This window comes from Neisseria sicca (genome assembly GCF_014054945.1).
Classification (GTDB): Bacteria; Pseudomonadota; Gammaproteobacteria; order Burkholderiales; family Neisseriaceae; genus Neisseria; species Neisseria sicca.
In genome coordinates this window covers 2428853-2446549 of sequence record NZ_CP059566.1, presented here as the reverse complement: position 1 = coordinate 2446549, position 17697 = coordinate 2428853, and the positions used below count along the sequence as shown (strand labels likewise).

Sequence of the window (17697 nt, the reverse complement as noted above, 5' to 3'; positions counted from 1 at the left end):
ACCTCCTTAGTTTAAGGTTTTCGCTTTCTCGACCGCTTCTTCGATACCGCCTACCATGTAGAAAGCTTGTTCAGGCAGATGATCGTATTCACCGTTCAAGATAGCTTTAAAGCCGGCAATGGTGTCACGCAGCGATACATATTTGCCGGGAGAGCCGGTAAATACTTCGGCAACGTGGAACGGTTGCGACAGGAAGCGTTGGATCTTACGCGCACGCATCACGGTCAGTTTATCTTCGTCTGACAATTCGTCCATACCCAGAATGGCAATAATATCGCGCAATTCTTTGTATTTTTGCAAGGTAGATTGTACGCCGCGGGCTACATCATAGTGTTCTTGACCCAATACCATCGGATCCAGTTGGCGCGAAGTGGAATCGAGCGGGTCAACTGCGGGGTAAATACCCAAAGAGGCGATATCACGGCTCAATACGACAGTGGCGTCCAAGTGGGCAAATGTCGTTGCAGGAGACGGGTCAGTCAAGTCATCCGCAGGTACATATACGGCTTGAATGGAAGTAATGGAGCCTGTTTGGGTAGAGGTAATACGCTCTTGCAAACGACCCATTTCTTCAGCCAATGTCGGTTGGTAACCTACTGCTGAAGGCATACGACCCAACAATGCGGATACTTCGGTACCGGCCAGGGTGTAACGGTAAATATTGTCCACGAAGAACAATACGTCACGGCCTTTGCCGCTTTCGTCTTTTTCATCACGGAAGTATTCGGCCATCGTCAAACCGGTCAAGGCTACACGCAGACGGTTACCCGGGGGTTCGTTCATCTGACCGTAAACCATCGCTACTTTGTCCAATACGTTGGAATCTTTCATCTCGTGGTAGAAGTCATTACCTTCACGGGTACGCTCACCCACACCTGCGAACACGGACAAACCGCTATGCGCTTTGGCGATGTTGTTAATTAATTCCATCATGTTGACGGTTTTGCCTACACCGGCACCACCGAACAGACCTACTTTACCGCCTTTGGCAAACGGACACAGCAAGTCAATCACTTTAATGCCGGTTTCCAGCAGCTCAGTAGTCGCAGACAGTTCATCAAATTTCGGAGCTGTCTGATGGATGGCACGGTGTTTGTCGGTATCAATCGGACCTGCTTCATCAACAGGCGTACCCAATACATCGACAATACGTCCCAAAGTACCTTTACCTACCGGTACTGTAATCGGCGCACCTGTATTGCTTACAGTCATGCCGCGTTTCAAACCATCCGAACTACCCATTGCAATAGTACGAACTACGCCGTCACCCAGAAGCTGTTGCACTTCCAAAGTCAGGCCGTTTGCATCCAATTTCAGGGCGTCGTAAACACGCGGAATGGCATCACGCGGAAACTCCACGTCAACTACCGCACCAATAATTTGTACGATTTTGCCTTGGCTCATTATCGTATCCTAATTTCCTGTTCAGGTTTCAGACGACATTAAACTGCCGCTGCACCTGCTACAATTTCTGACAATTCCGTGGTAATCGCAGCTTGACGCGATTTGTTATATACCAAACGCAACTCTTTAATGGCATTGCCTGCATTGTCGGTGGCTGCTTTCATTGCCACCATACGCGCAGCTTGCTCAGATGCCATATTGTCACTCAATGCTTGGTAAACCACAGACTCTAAATAGCGGCGAACCAGATATTCCAACACTGCGACAGGACTTGGCTCATAACGGTATTCCCAACTGAATGAAGAATAACTCTCCTCGTCTTCTATCACATTTTCGCCGATAGGCAGCAGAACCTCCAATCGTGGTTCTTGACGCATGGTATTCACAAAACACGAATATACTAAATGTATTTTATCTAACTCATGCTTCTCGTAACGTTGGAAGATTTCAGTCAATGGACCAAGCAGCAATTCCATTTTTGGGGTATCACCCAAATTAATCGCACTGGCAATAACGTTCAAACCGATATTTTGACAAGCTGCCAAACCTTTACTACCTAAACAGACGACATCAACTTCAATGCCTTGTTCTTGGTATTCTTGGACTTGCGCTAAGAATTTCTTCAAAACATTCGCGTTCAAACCACCGCAAAGACCTTTATCAGAGGTGATTAAAATGAAACCTACCCGACGTGTTTCACGATGAGGTGCCAACAATTTAATACCGTGATCTTCATGAGTTCGCGCCAAATGACTCATAACTGTCCGCACTTTTTCGGCATACGGACGCGCCAAGCGCATCCGTTCCTGAGTCTTCCGCATTTTAGAGGTTGACACCATCTGCATCGCTTTAGTGATCTTTTGGGTATTTTGAACACTACGGATCTTGGTGAGAATCTCTTTTCCGACTGCCATTTCAGACTCCTTTCATTTCAGCTCTTAGGCTTGGTAAGCATAAGAAGATTTGAAAGAATTCATGGCTTCGGTCAATGCTTTTTCACTTTCATCGGACATCGCACCTGATGCGTTGATTGCTTCTAAAACACCAGGATGCTGAGTGCGTACAAAGCTCAAAAATTCCGCTTCGAAAGCCAATGCCTTGGATACCGGTACATCTTCGTAAGAACCATTATTAATGGCCCACAAGGTCAAAGCCATTTCAGCTGTATCCAAAGTGCTGAATTGTTTTTGCTTCATCAATTCAGTAACCACTTCACCGTGTTGCAGCTGTTTGCGTGTAGCTTCATCCAAATCGGAAGCAAATTGCGAGAAGGCTGCCAACTCACGATATTGGGCAAGTGCCAAACGGATACCGCCACCCAGTTTTTTAATTACTTTGGTTTGCGCAGCACCACCTACGCGCGATACCGAAATACCGGCATTAATCGCAGGACGGATACCGGCGTTAAACAAGTCAGTTTCCAAGAAAATCTGACCGTCGGTAATCGAAATCACGTTTGTCGGTACGAATGCAGAGACGTCGCCGGCTTGCGTTTCAATAATCGGCAATGCAGTCAGAGAGCCTGTTTTGCCCTTCACTTCGCCATTAGTCAGTTTTTCAACCTCGTGCTCATTTACACGGGCAGCACGCTCCAACAAGCGGGAGTGAAGATAGAAAACGTCGCCAGGATATGCTTCACGACCGGGAGGACGGCGCAGCAACAGGGAAATTTGACGGTAAGCAACAGCTTGTTTGGACAAGTCATCATATACAATCAATGCGTCTTCACCGCGGTCGCGGAAAAACTCGCCCATCGTACAACCTGCATAAGGTGCGATATATTGCAAAGCCGCAGCTTCAGAAGCAGTCGCCGCAACCACAATAGTGTGCTCCATTGCGCCATGCTCTTCCAATTTGCGTACTACGTTGGCAATAGAAGATGCTTTTTGACCGATTGCAACATAAATACAGATAACGCCCGTACCTTTTTGGTTGACAATAGCATCCAATGCTACGGCTGTTTTACCTGTTTGACGGTCACCAATGATCAGCTCACGTTGACCGCGACCAATCGGAACCATTGAGTCAATGGCCTTCAGACCGGTTTGCATAGGTTGGTCAACTGATTTACGGGCAATTACACCCGGTGCAATTTTTTCGATTGGCGCTGTGGAAGATGTGTTGATCGGACCTTTGCCATCAATCGGGCGACCCAGCGCATCTACAACGCGACCAACCAACTCACGACCGACAGGTACTTCCAAAATACGACCGGTACAAGTAACTGTGTCGCCTTCTTTAATATGTTCGTATTCACCCAACACTACGGCGCCGACGGAGTCGCGCTCCAAGTTCATCGCCAAACCGAAAGTGTTACCCGGGAATTCGAGCATCTCACCTTGCATTGCGTCTGACAAGCCATGAATACGAACAATACCGTCTGTTACAGAAATAACCGTACCACGGGTACGTACTTCTGTATTTCCAGACAGATTTTCAATTTTAGCTTTAATCAAATCGCTAATTTCAGCAGGATTAAGCTGCATGAAAACTCTCCTAATTTGTCATAGTCGCATACAGGGCATTCAATTTACCCCGCACCGACAAATCCAAGACCTGGTCACCCACTTCAACTTTGACACCGCCAATTAATTCAGGCGCGACTTCAGTTGTAATCTGCAACTTACTGTCGAAGCGTTTTTTCAATATTTCAGCCAACTCAGCCAATTGATCTTCAGTCAATGGATAAGCACTGTAAATCACAGCGGACTTAGTATGATTGAATGACAAGGTTAAAGCTTGATATTGAGCATAGACTTCAGGCAATACAGGCAAACGTTTTTGCTCTGCCAGAACAGTAATGAAATTCTTCAATTCATCACTTTTTAATTCAACGAGTTCGGCAAGTACATTTACCTTTTCAGAAGTATTGATTTCAGGTTGCTCAAGAAAAGAAATTACTTTCTGATTTTGAACAACCGCGGCTAATTCTTCCAGTCCGCCCAACCAAGACTCAATTTGGTTTTTTTCCTGCGCCAGATTAAACAATGCTTTCGCATAAGGTCTGGCAATCGTTGCGAACTCAGCCATAAGATTACAGCTCCTGTTTTAAAGCGCTGAGCAGCTGCGCATGTTTTGAAGTATCTACTTCACTGCGCAAAATAGACTCTGCACCTTTAACCGCCAACGCAGCAACTTGTTCACGCAAAACTTCGCGTGCACGATTCATTTCTTGCTGGGCATCAGCTTTAGCTTGTGCTGTAATCCGCACCGCCTCGACAGTAGCTTGCTCTTTCGCTTCTTCTACGATTTTGGCGGCACGTTTTTCGGCGTTTGCTACCATTTCGGAAACTTGGTTACGCCCTTCAGCCAAGAGTTCTGCAACTTTCTTCTCTGCCTGTTCAAAATCGCTCTTACCGCGCTCGGCAGCAGCCAAGCCTTCGGCAATTTTTGCGGCACGCTCATCCAATGCTTTTGCGATTGGCGGCCACACGAATTTCATGGTAAACCAAACCAAACCGAAAAAGACGATGATTTGAGCGAATAAGGTTGCATTAATATTCACGTTAGTTAACCTTCGTACTAGTGTTAATCAAACAGACCGAAGTCTGTACCTAGACGGATCACGCCGTTTGATTATGCACCAAATGGTTTAACGAAGGCGAACAACAGTGCAATAGCCACACCAATCAGGAATGCGGCATCAATCAGACCAGCAATCAGGAACAATTTAGTTTGCAGCGGACCAATCAATTCAGGTTGACGAGCAGAAGACTCCAGATATTTGGAACCGACCATTGCGATACCGATAGAGGCACCCAATGCACCCAATGCTACGATCAAACCACATGCAATTGCTACCAAACCCATTTTTTACTCCTTGAGAAAACAAAGAAAGTTAATGAAAAACTACCTAATAAATTAATGTGCATCATGAGCTTGTCCGATATAGACAAACGCCAAGGCCATAAAGATAAATGCCTGCAGGGTAATCACCAAGATATGGAAAATCGCCCATGCCAATCCGGCAAGGATGTGGAAACCAAACAGAATCGGATCCAACACTTCAACGCTTCCAGATGTCGCCCAAGCGCCACCCAGCAAAGCAATCAGAAGGAACACCAGCTCGCCGGCATACATGTTACCGAACAACCGCATACCGTGAGAAACTGTTTTAGAGAGGAATTCGACCAGATTCAAAAGGAAGTTGGCGGGAGCAAGTTTGGCGCCGAACGGAGCGCTGAACAACTCATGAATCCAACCACGGATACCTTTGATTTTGATATTGTAAAAAATACAAATCACCAAGACGCCGATAGCCAACGCTAATGTAGTATTCAAATCTGCGGTCGGTACGATACGCAACAATGCATGATGGTTACCGGTAATAATGTTTTGCCACAGCCACGGGAACAAATCGACCGGCAGCATATCCATGGCATTCATCAGGAAAATCCATACAAACAGCGTCAAGCCTAACGGAGCAATGGCTTTTCGAGATTGCTCGTTGTGAATAATGCTTTTACACATATCATCCACAAACTCAAACAAAATCTCGACGGCAGCCTGAAAACGCCCGGGCACACCCGCCGTCGCCTTCCTGGCCCCACGCAAAAGTAGGAAACTTCCGATTACACCCAACAATACAGAGAAAAATATTGCATCAATATTAATAAAAGAAAAATCAGCAATATTATCCAAGCCTTGTCCTTTAGCGACATCGGAAAGGCTGGTCAAACTTTGCAAGTGGTGCGTGATGTAATCAGTAGCAGTAATTTTGTCACCTGCCATAATGCTTCACTCTCAACAATACTAAAAAAACCAAATGGCTGACACCGAGCAATCCGAACAAGAACGGAAAGAATATCAAAGACTGATGCCAAACTGCGAATACGGCAAGCATCATTACCAGCGACAGCACTACTTTTAAAACTTCCCCAATAATGAACGCTTTACCATGATACAAAGGGTTACACTTGGAAAGTTTTAAAAGTAAAACTGCGAAAGCGGAGGGAATAAGATAGGAAAACCCGCCTGCGACAGCAGACCAAAATCCTGCCAAACCTGAAAATGCGGCGCTAATCAGCGCAACCGCTGCCAAAACCAGAATTTGTAAGATGAGAATCTGCTTCATAAAAACGGGAAATCCCGACAGTAATGCGAGGCTAAATATAATCAAGAAGCCTATGAACGTCAAGCAATATGTTAATCTTTGTGAGTTCATATCCAACTTTGCCTTAACGTAAGGCAAAGAGTTCGCATTATATCACGCATTACATACAATTACAGACATTAGATTGCAGAATTTTCAATATCTTCATCTTAATTCTAAAAGCAGGTCGTCTGAACGTTTCAGACGACCTTCACCATCAGGCTTTATGAGGGTTTCTGTTTTATTTCGTTTAAAATAAAACGATATAAATCAGGCAAGTCTTTGGCAGATTTTCTTTTCGCAGAATATTCTGTGATTCAGGACATAACCCACGTTAATACCATCATCATTCAACAACCACCCTTCCCTCTTTTTTCAGACGACCCCCACCTTCAAACGTCGTCTGAAACCCGTTTCCACTCCAATGCCAAATCATACAAGGCTTTTTTGCCTTCGCCGGTAATTTTGGCGGCAAGTTCGGCGGCCTGCTTGGTAGGCAGTTCGGCAGCGAGGATTTTCATAACGTTTTGGGCGGCATCGGGCAAGGTATCGTGTTTTTCACAGGGCGCAGGATGGAGGATGAGCACCATTTCGCCGCGCGCCTGATTGCCGTCGTTTTTCAGGGTCGTCTGAATTTCAGCGACCGTGCCGCTAAGGAAGGTTTCGAAGGTTTTGGTGATTTCTCGGGCCAGGGTCAGGCTGCGTTCGGGGAAGAGGGCTGCCATGTCGGCAAGGGTGGCTTCGATGCGGTGCGGGGTTTCAAACATCACGACGGGGAAATCAGCCTGCGCCCATTTGGCAAGCAGCTTCTGCCGTTCGCCGGATTTTGGCGGCAGAAAGCCGTTGAAGTAGAAATTGGGTTCGATAACGCCTGCGACGCTCAATGCACCCATGACCGCGCTCGCGCCGACAACGGGGACGACCTTGAACCCTGCCTCGCGCACGCGGCGGGCAAGTTTCGCACCCGGATCGCAGACGGCGGGCGTACCTGCGTCGGAAACTTGTGCGACAGTGAGGTCGTCTGAAAGATGGTTGATGATTTTGTCCGCCATCTGCTGTTCGTTATGCTCGCGCACGCTGACGAGCTTGCCCTGTATGCCGTATGCGCTCAGAAGCTGTGCGGTAACGCGCGTATCTTCGGCGCAGATGATGTCGGCTTTTTGCAGGACGGAGAGCGCGCGCAGGGTGATGTCCGCCAAATTGCCGATGGGCGTGGCGACAACGTATAATGTCCGTTTTTCAATACTGTCGGCGGCTTTTTGAAGGTGTTTTTGAAACATGGCTTTATCAGGTCGTCTGAAAACAATATAACGATATTATACGGGGTAAACTTCCATGCGTCTGAATCACAAACAAGGGGTGGCGGGCGAAGATGCCGCGCTGGCGTTTCTTCTTTCGCAAGGCTGCAAACTCGTGGCGCGCAACTGGCACTGCGCTTACGGCGAAATCGATTTGATTGTCAAAAACGGTAACATGATTCTGTTTGTTGAAGTAAAATACCGCAAAAATCAGGGTTTCGGCGGTGCCGCATACAGTATTTCGCCATCTAAGTTATTGAAACTGCAACGGTCTGCGGAGTATTATCTGCAACAAAACGGCATGACGGATAGCGCGTGCCGCATCGATGCGGTGCTGATAGAAGGAAACCGCCCACCCGAATGGATAAAGAATATTACAGGTTGACGATATGACGACATTACAAGAGCGCGTTGCCGCCCATTTCGCCGAAAGCATCCTTGCCAAGCAGGAAGCCGAAAAAGTATTGGTCGAGCCGACTGCTCAAGCAGCGGAATTGATGCTGCAATGCCTGATGAATGACGGCAAAATTTTAGCCTGCGGCAACGGCGGTTCGGCTGCCGACGCGCAGCACTTCGCCGCCGAAATGACCGGACGCTTTGAAAAAGAGCGGATGGAACTTGCTGCCGTCGCGCTGACGACGGACACGTCCGCGCTGACCGCCATCGGCAACGACTACGGCTTTGACCATGTGTTCAGCAAACAAGTGCGCGCGCTCGGACGCGCCGGCGACGTTTTGGTCGGCATCTCCACCTCCGGCAACTCTGCCAACGTTATCGAAGCCATTAAAGCGGCACACGAACGCGATATGCACATCATCGCCATGACCGGCCGCGACGGAGGTAAAATCGCCGCCATGCTCAAAGACACCGATGTACTGCTCAACGTCCCCTACCCGCGCACCGCCCGCATTCAGGAAAACCATATCCTGCTGATACACGCCATGTGCGACTGCATCGACTCCATGTTGCTTGAAGGAATGTAAGCCTTTTTTCAGACGACCTCTTTTAAAGGTCGTCTGAAACATATCCGCCGAACCCATCATCAAGGAAAAAATATGAACATCAAACGTCATACCGCACCCGTTCTGACCGCCCTCCTCCTCAGCCTGACACTCAGCGGCTGTGTCGGCGTACTCCTCGGCGGCGCGGCAGTCGGCACCAAATCCGCCGTCGACCGCCGCACCACAGGCGCGCAAACCGACGACAACGTAATGGCGGTACGCGTCGAAACTACCGCCCGCTCCTACCTGCGCCAAAACAACCAAGCGCAGGGTTACACCCCCAAACTCAACGTCGTCGGCTACAACCGCCACCTGCTGCTGCTCGGACAAGTCGCCACTGAAGGCGAAAAACAATTCGTCGAACAAATCGCCCGCGCCGAGCAGGCCGCCGAAGGCGTGTACAACTACATCACCGTCGCCCCCCAAGGACGCACCTTCGGCGACGTAACCAACGACACATGGGGCACATCCAAAGTCCGCACCGCCCTTTTGGGCCTCAAACCCACCACGCAGGCGCGCGTCAAAATCGTGACCTACGGCAACGTGACCTATGTGATGGGTATCCTGACGCCTGAAGAACAGGAAAAAGTGACCCAACGCGTCAGCACCACCGTGGGCGTACAAAAAGTCGTTACCCTGTATCAAAACTACACCCAACAGCCATAGGATTGCCCCTTGACTGACAGGTCGTCTGAAACCTGATTTTGTTTCAGACGACCTATTACGATACAATCCGCCCGATTGATTTCATTTTTACCGATTTATCATGTCCAAAACCCCTAAATCCTCATTCCAACTCAAACCCAAACATTTAATCGGAGCCTTTTTCGGCGTCTGCATCATTGCTGTTGCCGCCTTGGTCATCGGCGTCATCAGCACCATCAAAAGCCACGATTCCCAAGAACGCGAAGCCATTAAAAACAAACCCGTTCCCAAAGACACCCCTGTCGAAGTCTGGCGCCCCATCGGCGCTCCCGAAGAGGACAGAACCAAGCCTGCCGCCAAAGCCGAGCTTGACGACGACGAAAAAACCGATTCCAGAAATCCCGTCATCCCGCCCAAAAACAAATCAAACGGCAAAAACAGCAACACCGCCCCGACTGAGGACGAAGCCTCAGAAGACAAACCCGCCAATAACAAAGCAAACGCCAAACCTGCTGTAACCGAAACGCCCGATATCGAAGAAAAAACGCCGCGCAGCACACCCGCCGCAGCAGGCAACAGACGTACGCCGTCGGAACAGCCGACCGAATCCAAACCCGCGGCAAAACCCGAACAGCGTCAACCCGAAGCAGCCAAACCGGCACCTAAGCCGACACCGAAACCTAAGGCTCCTTCCAAATCCAAAGAAGTCATCGACAATCTATTCTAGTGCGGACTGGCATTCGGCTTTAATTTGAACTTCAGGCATCAGTCGCGAATCCAAAACAGCCGAAACGTCCGCACACCTCGTTGCAGTGTTCCAAAAGCAAGCTGCCGACTCATCCCCTTCCCTTTCAGACGACCTTTGTGCCGCAACAAGGTCGTCTGAAACCATCAAGGAAACAACATGAACGAAATCATCATCAAAACCCCCGAAGAAATCGAGAAAATGCGCGAACTGGGCAAACTCGTTGCCGAAGCCCTCGACTACATCGGACAATTCGTCAAACCCGGCGTAACCACCAACGAAATCGACAAACTCGTTTACGACTACCACGTCAACGTCCAAGGCGGCTATCCCGCCCCCCTGCACTACGGCAACCCGCCCTACCCCAAATCCTGCTGCACCTCCGTCAACCACGTCATCTGCCACGGCATTCCCGACGACAAGCCGCTCAAAGAAGGCGACATCATCAACATCGACCTGACCATCAAAAAAGACGGCTTCCACGGCGACTCCAGCCGCATGTTTACCGTCGGCAAAGTCTCCCCCATCGCCCAACGCCTGATCGACATCACCCACGAATCCATGATGGCAGGCATCGCCGCCGTCAAACCCGGCGCGACCTTGGGCGACATCGGCTACGCCTGCCAACAAGTTGCCGAAAACGCAGGCTACTCCGTCGTACAGGAATTTTGCGGCCACGGCATCGGACGCGGTTTCCACGAAGCCCCGCAAGTCCTGCACTACGGTCGGAAAGGACAAGGCGTCGTCCTGAAGCCCGGCATGATTTTCACCATCGAACCGATGATCAACCAAGGCAAACGCCACCTGCGCATCCTAAACGACGGCTGGACGGTCGTAACCAAAGACCGCTCCCTCTCCGCCCAATGGGAACATGAAGTTTTAGTGACAGAAACCGGCTACGAAATCCTGACCATCAGCCCTGCCACCGGCAAACCCTAATCTGTCAAACCATCCCGCTTTCAAAGCAAAAAGGTCGTCTGAAATATAAACAAGGTTGTTGGCGAAACCCACAAACCTCGTTTTCAGACGACCTTTTTAAATTGCCTCTATCAAAACCATTCCCGACCACCCAATCCAGATCTAAACATCGGACTGAGATATAGACAAATTTGCCCATCTCCACTGTACTTTCTCCATAATTTCATGCAAAACAATTATGTATAATAAATAATGTCAAACGCAACATTCCCGAAACGACTGTTTATTTGTGTAAAATATTACCGATACCCAATTGCTATCCTATTGTTTTAAATGTTTTTTCTTCTATAAAATATTTAACTTGGAAATATTTAGCCAATTTATGAAGAATTCTACAAAACTTCTTTCGAATATACTGTCTAACAATTCAGTATAGATAGTTTTCTATGTCGCAATTAATGATTTCCCCTGTAAGGAACTTTGCCGTCGAAAACTAATTTGCACTTTCCCAATGTGAAGAAGCAGAATTGCTTATCAACAAACAATACAGAAGAAAAAGGAATTTTCATGAAGTCGTTTGAGAAAATTGACAACATCCGCGATATCCGCAAAAAACTCGGTTTGAACCAAATGGACTTTTGGAGCCGTATCGGCGTAACTCAGTCCGGTGGTTCACGTTACGAATCTGGCCGCAATATGCCCAAACCTGTACGCGAGCTGCTGCGCTTGGTACACATCGAACGCGTTGACTTGGCAAAAGTAAACCGCGACGATTTGGCGATTGCCTCCCTGCTGAAAAACCGCGACCCTGAGTTGTACGCTTCCTTGAAAAAAGAAGCCAAATCCGACAAAGGCAAATAAGCCCGTTTCGATTTGTTTCAAAAAGGTCGTCTGAAACGATATTCCGTTTCAGACGACCTTTTTGCGCTATAATCCGCAATTATTTTTTAAACAGACGTTTGCCCGCAAACCCTTTTACAGACAGCATTTTTTACCATGTTAGACAAATACAATCCCGCCGAAATCGAATCCAAACACTATCAAAACTGGGAAACCCAAGGTTATTTCCAGCCCGATATGGATTTGACCAAACCGTCTTTTTCCATCCAACTGCCGCCGCCCAACGTAACCGGTACGCTGCATATGGGCCATGCCTTCAACCAAACCATTATGGACGGCCTGACCCGCTACTACCGCATGAAAGGCTGCAACACCGCCTGGATTCCCGGCACCGACCACGCCGGCATCGCCACGCAAATCGTGGTCGAGCGTCAGCTTGCCGCGCAAAATGTGTCCCGTCATGACTTGGGCCGCGAGAAATTCTTGGAAAAAGTGTGGGAATGGAAAGAAGTTTCCGGCGGCACGATTACCCAACAAATGCGCCGCGTGGGCTGCTCTGCCGACTGGACGCGCGAGTATTTCACGATGGACGACGTGCGCGCCGAAACCGTGACCGAAGTGTTCGTACGCCTGTATGAACAGGGCTTGATTTACCGCGGCAAACGCTTGGTGAACTGGGATCCGGTATTGGGCACGGCGGTATCGGATTTGGAAGTGGAAAGCGTGGAAGAACAAGGCTCTATGTGGCACATCCGCTATCCGTTGGCCGACAATCCCGCCGAAGCCGTTATCGTGGCGACCACCCGTCCCGAAACGCTGCTGGGCGACGTTGCCGTTGCCGTCAATCCTGAAGACGAACGTTATACCCATTTGATCGGCAAAGAATTAATCCTGCCGCTGACCGGCCGCACCATCCCCGTGATTGCCGACGAATACGTCGAAAAAGACTTCGGTACCGGCTGTGTGAAAATCACGCCTGCGCACGACTTCAACGACTACGAAGTCGGCAAACGCCACGACACGCGCTTGGTTAATGTGTTCGACTTGGAAGCCAAAGTGCTGGCAAACGCCGAAGTGTTCAACTTCAAAGGCGAAGCGCAACAAGGCTTTGCCCTGCCTGAAAAATACGCAGGCTTAGACCGCTTTGCCGCGCGCAAACAAATGGTTGCCGATTTGCAGGAACAAGGCTTGTTGGTCGAAATCAAAGCGCACACGCTGATGACACCGAAAGGCGACCGCACAGGTTCGGTGATTGAACCGATGCTGACCAGCCAATGGTTTGTCGCCATGTCTGCCACACCAAACGGCGGCGAGCCTGACAGCGAATTCAAAGGCTTAAGCCTCGCCGACAAAGCCAAAAAAGCCGTTGATAGCGGCGCAGTGCGCTTCATCCCTGAAAACTGGGTCAACACCTACAACCAATGGATGAACAATATCCAAGACTGGTGTATCTCGCGCCAACTGTGGTGGGGCCATCAAATCCCCGCGTGGTACGACGAAGCAGGCAATGTTTACGTCGCCCGCAATCAGGAAGAAGCCGAAAAACAAGCCGGCAAAACAGGCTTGACCCGCGAAGAAGACGTATTGGACACATGGTTCTCCTCCGCGCTCGTGCCGTTCTCCACGCTCGGCTGGCCGTCTGAAACCGACGAACTCAAAGCCTTCCTGCCGTCCAACGTCTTGGTTACCGGCTACGAAATTATCTTCTTCTGGGTGGCGCGCATGATTATGATGACCACCCACTTCACCGGCAAAGTACCGTTTAAAGACGTGTACATCCACGGCATCGTGCGCGACCACGAAGGCAAAAAAATGTCCAAATCCGAAGGCAACGTCATCGACCCCGTCGATTTGATTGACGGCATCGACTTGGACAAGCTGCTGGTGAAACGCACGACCGGTCTGCGCAAACCCGAAACCGCGCCGAAAGTGGAAGAAGCCACGAAAAAACTCTTCCCCGAAGGCATCCCCAGCATGGGCGCGGACGCTTTGCGCTTCACCATGGCGAGCTACGCCAGCTTGGGTCGTTCGGTCAACTTCGACTTCAAACGCGCCGAAGGCTACCGCAACTTCTGCAACAAAATCTGGAACGCCACCAACTTCGTCTTGATGAACACCGAAAACCAAGACTGCGGCTACGGCGCAACCGCCGCCGAACCGCGCGGCTACTCCTTCCCCGATATGTGGATCATAGGCCGTCTGAATCAGACCATCGAGCAAGTAACGCAAGCCTATGAAACCTACCGCTTTGATTTGGCGGCGGAAACCCTGTACAGCTTCGTATGGAACGACTATTGCGACTGGTATCTGGAACTTGCCAAAGTACAGCTCCAAACCGGCTGCGCCAGCCGCCAGCGCGCCACACGCCATACCTTGTTACGCGTACTCGAAGCAGCCCTGCGCCTGCTGCATCCGATTATCCCGTTCATCACCGAAGAACTGTGGCAAACCGTCGCCCCCATGTGCGACGCGAAAACCGCCGACAGCATCATGCTTGCCCGCTTCCCCGAAGCCGACCGCGAACAAATCGTTCAGACGACCTTCGAGCAAATGACCGTGTTGCAGGATTTAATCGGCGCCGTCCGCAACCTGCGTGGCGAAATGGGTATCCAGCCCAACGTGAAAGCCCCCCTGTTTGTCGAAAGCGCGGACGACTTGGCGGACTACCTCAAATACCTGCCGATGATGACCCGCCTGACCGAAGCACAGCAAGTCGCCGCCCTTCCCGAAAGCGAAGACGCGCCCGTCGCCGTCTGCAACGGCGCACGCCTGATGCTGAAAGTCGAAATCGACAAAGCCGCCGAAGCCGCCCGTTTGAGCAAAGAAGCCGAGAAGCTGCAAAAAGCCTTGGACAAACTCAATGCCAAACTCTCCAAACCCGGCTACACCGAAAAAGCCCCCGCGCATCTGGTGGAAAAAGACAAAGCCGATTTGGCGGAGTTGGAAGATAAGATGGCGAAAGTGCAAAATCAGTTGGCGAAGTTGAAAGACTGATTGTTGGTTGAATAAGAAAAGACCGTTTGAAACTTAAATTTCAGACGGTCTTAATCAATGGGACAATAGAACTATGCCTGATGTTACTATGACTGAAATTGCACCTATATTACTCGTTGTTGCCATTGTGGTATTTCATATTCATACATGCTTTACTGAAGCCACCCATCTTAACAGATGGCAACCATGGCTGATTATCTTCCTGATGGTTATTTTCGGCACTTTACCCATCTACTTTGTTAGTCGTACTGCATTGTTTAAATTATGTATTCAACTGCTGTTAATCGCGCTGTTTTTTATTATTTGATTGCGCTTTTTCGTAATTGTAGATGGTTCAAGACTCAACGAAACTTTTTTATTTCAAAATGTTGTTGAGTTTGTCAGTTCAGTTTACTTTTTTTGTTTTTGATGCTGCACCTATCGTCAGCCATGTCAAAACTAAGCAGGTTGACTATACAATCAGAACTTTGCCCGCTTTTAGATTTAAGGAAAAGAAAGGTCGTCTGAAAACCAAAAATGGTTTTTCGGGTAGCCTTTGTTTCGTTTGGATTTACCTATTCTGCCGCAGCCTTCAACTCCATCGCTCGGGTATAAAACGCGTGGGCATCCATTCCCGCCTCTGCAAAAGCGGCAATCGGAATAAAATAGGCGATGTTACGGTCGATATAAAACAGCAGGAATGCTTGGTCTTCGATGATACGCTCCACGCCTGCCCAATGATGAAAATGCCTGTTGCGCCCTGCTTCCTCCTGTGTAAGGCCTTCGGCTGAAAGGATAATGGAGAAACGCCGCCCATCCAGAGGATGGCTGACTATGCGGGTAAAGCTGCGATATGTCCAACGCTGATCGAAATACATCACCATGGTGGTGGCGTAGATGAGACCTGCCATTATCCATAGGGAGCTGCCGTCGTCCCCAGCTTTATACAGACAGTACTCCAAACTGTCAGTTTGCGAATCGGCAAACAGATAGCAGTTTTGAACATAGGTATTGTTGATGCCGTTAAACAACCAACAAGCAAAGACGAATAGACTGCCCCACACCAGCAGGAATGCAGCCGAACCAAACCAATATTTGCGCCGCCAAGCAGGCTCTATATAACGCAAAAGCCGCCTTCCCACATAGCGTCTGTCTTGATCGGTAGGAGAGAAGGATATTTGCAGGTGGTCAGTTTGCTGGAGGTCTGTGTCCATAGCGTATCCCAAGATTGCTGGTTATTCAGGCAACCCCATTTTATGTGAAATAAGCCGCGTGGGGCAGTTTTATCGATGCAAAACCGACCTTTCCTAAGGCTTAAACCTTCTTGAAAAGGTAGTCTGAAACTTGGTTTCCATATCTTTTATCACTTTTAGCGAACTGTCCCACTACGACCGGTGCGCTTTGCTGCATACGCCGCAATCGGGATTTTTGTGGACGCGGAATGTCTGCCATTTGGCGGTAAGGGCGTTGTAGGCCGTCAGTTTGCCGTGTGCCGGTTCGCCTGCGCCGGTGAGGATTTTGAGGGCTTCGGCAGCTTGGGTGGCGCCGATGATGCCGACCAACGGGGAAAATACGCCGAACAGTGCGCAGGCGCCGTCGTCGGCGGTGTCGCCGTCAAACAGGCAGGCGTAGCAAGGGCTGTCAGTCAAGTCGGGGCGGTACACGGCGATTTGTCCTTCAAAACGCACGGCGGCGCCGGAAACCAGCGGGGTACGGGTAGCGACGGCGGCGCGGTTGATGGCTTGGCGGGTGGGGTAGTTGTCGGTGCAGTCGAGGACGATGTCGGCGGCGCGCATGAGTTCGGTCAGGCGGGCTTCGTCCAGCTTTTCAGTCAAGGCGGTAATGTCGCACGCGCTGTTGACGGCTTTCAGACGACCTGCCATCACTTGCGCTTTGGCTTGTCCGATATCGGCTTCGGTGAAAGTGGTTTGGCGTTGGAGGTTGGTATCGTCTATGGTGTCGTGGTCGGCGATGATGAGTTTGCCGACGCCTGATGCGGCAAGATACGGGAGGGCTGCCGCGCCCAGTCCGCCGCAGCCGACGGCGAGGACGCTGGCGGCGAGCATTTTTTCCTGCCCTTCGATACCGATTTCGTCGAGAAGGATGTGGCGGCTGTAACGGAGCAGTTGTTGGTCGTTCATAATGGGTCGTCTGAATACTTGGATCGCGGATGGAGTCGGCAAAACGGGAACGCCATATCGACGTTTGCCCTCTGTTGTATCCATCTGTATGCCTCATGCCAAAGGTCGTCTGAAACCTCAAACTGGCTTTCAGACGACCTTGTTTTGTTCAATCAGAATTCGATGTTTTCGTAGGCATCGTCGAATACGAACGGGCCGCGTTCGCCGCCGCTTTCGGATTCGAGGTGGATGCGGGTCATCATCATGGACTGGTCGACTTCTTTCATCATGTCGTAGATGGATATGAGGGCGATGTTGACGCCGGTGACGGCTTCGGTCGTGATGCTTTTGCCGACTTCCGAGGAAACGGTTACGGTGGCTTTGACGTAGGCGAGTTCGACATCGACATCGAAATCGACGCGGACGTGTTGCAGGGGGAGTGGCTGGTAAAGCGGGACAAGCAGTCCGACCTGCTTGATGCCTTGGACGGCGGCGATACGGGCGACGTTGAGGATGCCTGCGTTTTGGGTGGCGTTTTCCGCCAAAACTTTGATGGCGGAGGTGCTCATGTTGATGGAGCCGCTTGCCACGGCGGTGCGGACGGTGGGTTGGCGTTTGTCGTTTTCTCGTACGGAATTGAAGTTGAACATACTGTGCCTGC

Annotated in this window: 19 protein-coding genes; 7 read left to right on the top strand and 12 right to left on the bottom strand. The window is 50.0% G+C overall.

The genetic code is table 11. The features are described from left to right. Positions 1-6 precede the first annotated feature (6 nt). The 9 genes from atpD to rsmI all read right to left on the bottom strand — a co-directional run bounded on the left by atpD (position 7) and on the right by rsmI (position 7776). Complete coding sequence (gene atpD, locus H3L95_RS11655; RefSeq protein WP_003760432.1) at positions 7-1404, bottom strand: F0F1 ATP synthase subunit beta; 1398 nt, start codon at positions 1402-1404, stop codon at positions 7-9. A gap of 38 nt (positions 1405-1442) precedes the next feature. Beyond that, the gene (gene atpG, locus H3L95_RS11650) at positions 1443-2318 is read right to left on the bottom strand and encodes a F0F1 ATP synthase subunit gamma (RefSeq protein WP_003760435.1); all 876 of its coding nucleotides are present in this window, start codon (positions 2316-2318) and stop codon (positions 1443-1445) included. 24 nt (positions 2319-2342) lie between these two features. Next, complete coding sequence (gene atpA / locus H3L95_RS11645; protein WP_003760437.1) at positions 2343-3890, bottom strand: F0F1 ATP synthase subunit alpha; 1548 nt, start codon at positions 3888-3890, stop codon at positions 2343-2345. Positions 3891-3900: 10 nt separating this feature from the next. Beyond that, positions 3901-4434 carry a F0F1 ATP synthase subunit delta gene (locus H3L95_RS11640; protein ID WP_003760439.1) on the bottom strand — a complete coding sequence of 178 codons (534 nt, stop codon included), beginning with the start codon at positions 4432-4434 and terminating at the stop codon, positions 3901-3903. A 4-nt stretch (positions 4435-4438) separates the two neighbouring features. Continuing rightward, positions 4439-4909: a F0F1 ATP synthase subunit B gene (locus H3L95_RS11635; protein ID WP_003760441.1), complete on the bottom strand. Its 471-nt coding sequence runs from the start codon at positions 4907-4909 to the stop codon at positions 4439-4441. 71 nt (positions 4910-4980) lie between these two features. Continuing rightward, positions 4981-5214, bottom strand: coding sequence for a F0F1 ATP synthase subunit C (gene atpE / locus H3L95_RS11630; RefSeq protein ID WP_003760443.1), 234 nt, complete (start codon positions 5212-5214; stop codon positions 4981-4983). A gap of 51 nt (positions 5215-5265) precedes the next feature. Next, positions 5266-6135 (bottom strand): F0F1 ATP synthase subunit A, encoded by an 870-nt coding sequence (gene atpB, locus H3L95_RS11625; RefSeq protein WP_003760445.1) that lies wholly within the window; start codon positions 6133-6135, stop codon positions 5266-5268. After that, positions 6125-6478: an ATP synthase subunit I gene (locus H3L95_RS11620; protein WP_003768900.1), complete on the bottom strand. Its 354-nt coding sequence runs from the start codon at positions 6476-6478 to the stop codon at positions 6125-6127. Before H3L95_RS11620 ends, atpB begins: the two co-directional genes overlap by 11 nt. A gap of 410 nt (positions 6479-6888) precedes the next feature. Then, positions 6889-7776 carry a 16S rRNA (cytidine(1402)-2'-O)-methyltransferase gene (gene rsmI, locus H3L95_RS11615; RefSeq protein ID WP_003760449.1) on the bottom strand — a complete coding sequence of 296 codons (888 nt, stop codon included), beginning with the start codon at positions 7774-7776 and terminating at the stop codon, positions 6889-6891. A 55-nt stretch (positions 7777-7831) separates the two neighbouring features. On the opposite strand from rsmI, the gene H3L95_RS11610 reads away from it, so the two are divergent. The 7 genes from H3L95_RS11610 to H3L95_RS11580 all read left to right on the top strand — a co-directional run bounded on the left by H3L95_RS11610 (position 7832) and on the right by H3L95_RS11580 (position 14937). Then, on the top strand, positions 7832-8179 hold the full coding sequence (locus H3L95_RS11610) for a YraN family protein (protein ID WP_003760451.1): 348 nt from the start codon (positions 7832-7834) through the stop codon (positions 8177-8179). 4 nt (positions 8180-8183) lie between these two features. Next, a complete protein-coding gene (locus tag H3L95_RS11605; protein ID WP_003760453.1) occupies positions 8184-8777 on the top strand; it encodes a phosphoheptose isomerase in 594 nt (197 codons plus the stop codon). A 72-nt stretch (positions 8778-8849) separates the two neighbouring features. After that, entirely contained in the window at positions 8850-9461 is a 612-nt protein-coding gene (locus H3L95_RS11600; protein WP_003760455.1) for a BON domain-containing protein, read from the top strand. 100 nt (positions 9462-9561) lie between these two features. After that, positions 9562-10167: a hypothetical protein gene (locus H3L95_RS11595; protein WP_003760456.1), complete on the top strand. Its 606-nt coding sequence runs from the start codon at positions 9562-9564 to the stop codon at positions 10165-10167. A 177-nt stretch (positions 10168-10344) separates the two neighbouring features. Beyond that, positions 10345-11124 (top strand): type I methionyl aminopeptidase, encoded by a 780-nt coding sequence (gene map, locus H3L95_RS11590; protein ID WP_003768885.1) that lies wholly within the window; start codon positions 10345-10347, stop codon positions 11122-11124. A 546-nt stretch (positions 11125-11670) separates the two neighbouring features. Next, positions 11671-11964: a helix-turn-helix domain-containing protein gene (locus H3L95_RS11585; protein ID WP_003744960.1), complete on the top strand. Its 294-nt coding sequence runs from the start codon at positions 11671-11673 to the stop codon at positions 11962-11964. Positions 11965-12099: 135 nt separating this feature from the next. Next, complete coding sequence (locus tag H3L95_RS11580) at positions 12100-14937, top strand: valine--tRNA ligase (RefSeq protein WP_003760465.1); 2838 nt, start codon at positions 12100-12102, stop codon at positions 14935-14937. Between the two features lie 554 nt (positions 14938-15491). On the opposite strand, the gene H3L95_RS11575 is transcribed toward H3L95_RS11580, so the two are convergent. The 3 genes from H3L95_RS11575 to H3L95_RS11565 all read right to left on the bottom strand — a co-directional run bounded on the left by H3L95_RS11575 (position 15492) and on the right by H3L95_RS11565 (position 17686). Next, a complete protein-coding gene (locus H3L95_RS11575; RefSeq protein WP_003760469.1) occupies positions 15492-16130 on the bottom strand; it encodes a YcxB family protein in 639 nt (212 codons plus the stop codon). 171 nt (positions 16131-16301) lie between these two features. Beyond that, positions 16302-17057, bottom strand: a complete 756-nt coding sequence (locus H3L95_RS11570; RefSeq protein WP_003760470.1) for a HesA/MoeB/ThiF family protein — start codon at positions 17055-17057, stop codon at positions 16302-16304. Between the two features lie 152 nt (positions 17058-17209). Beyond that, positions 17210-17686: a cyclic pyranopterin monophosphate synthase MoaC gene (locus tag H3L95_RS11565; protein WP_003760475.1), complete on the bottom strand. Its 477-nt coding sequence runs from the start codon at positions 17684-17686 to the stop codon at positions 17210-17212. Between the last annotated feature and the right edge of the window lie 11 nt (positions 17687-17697).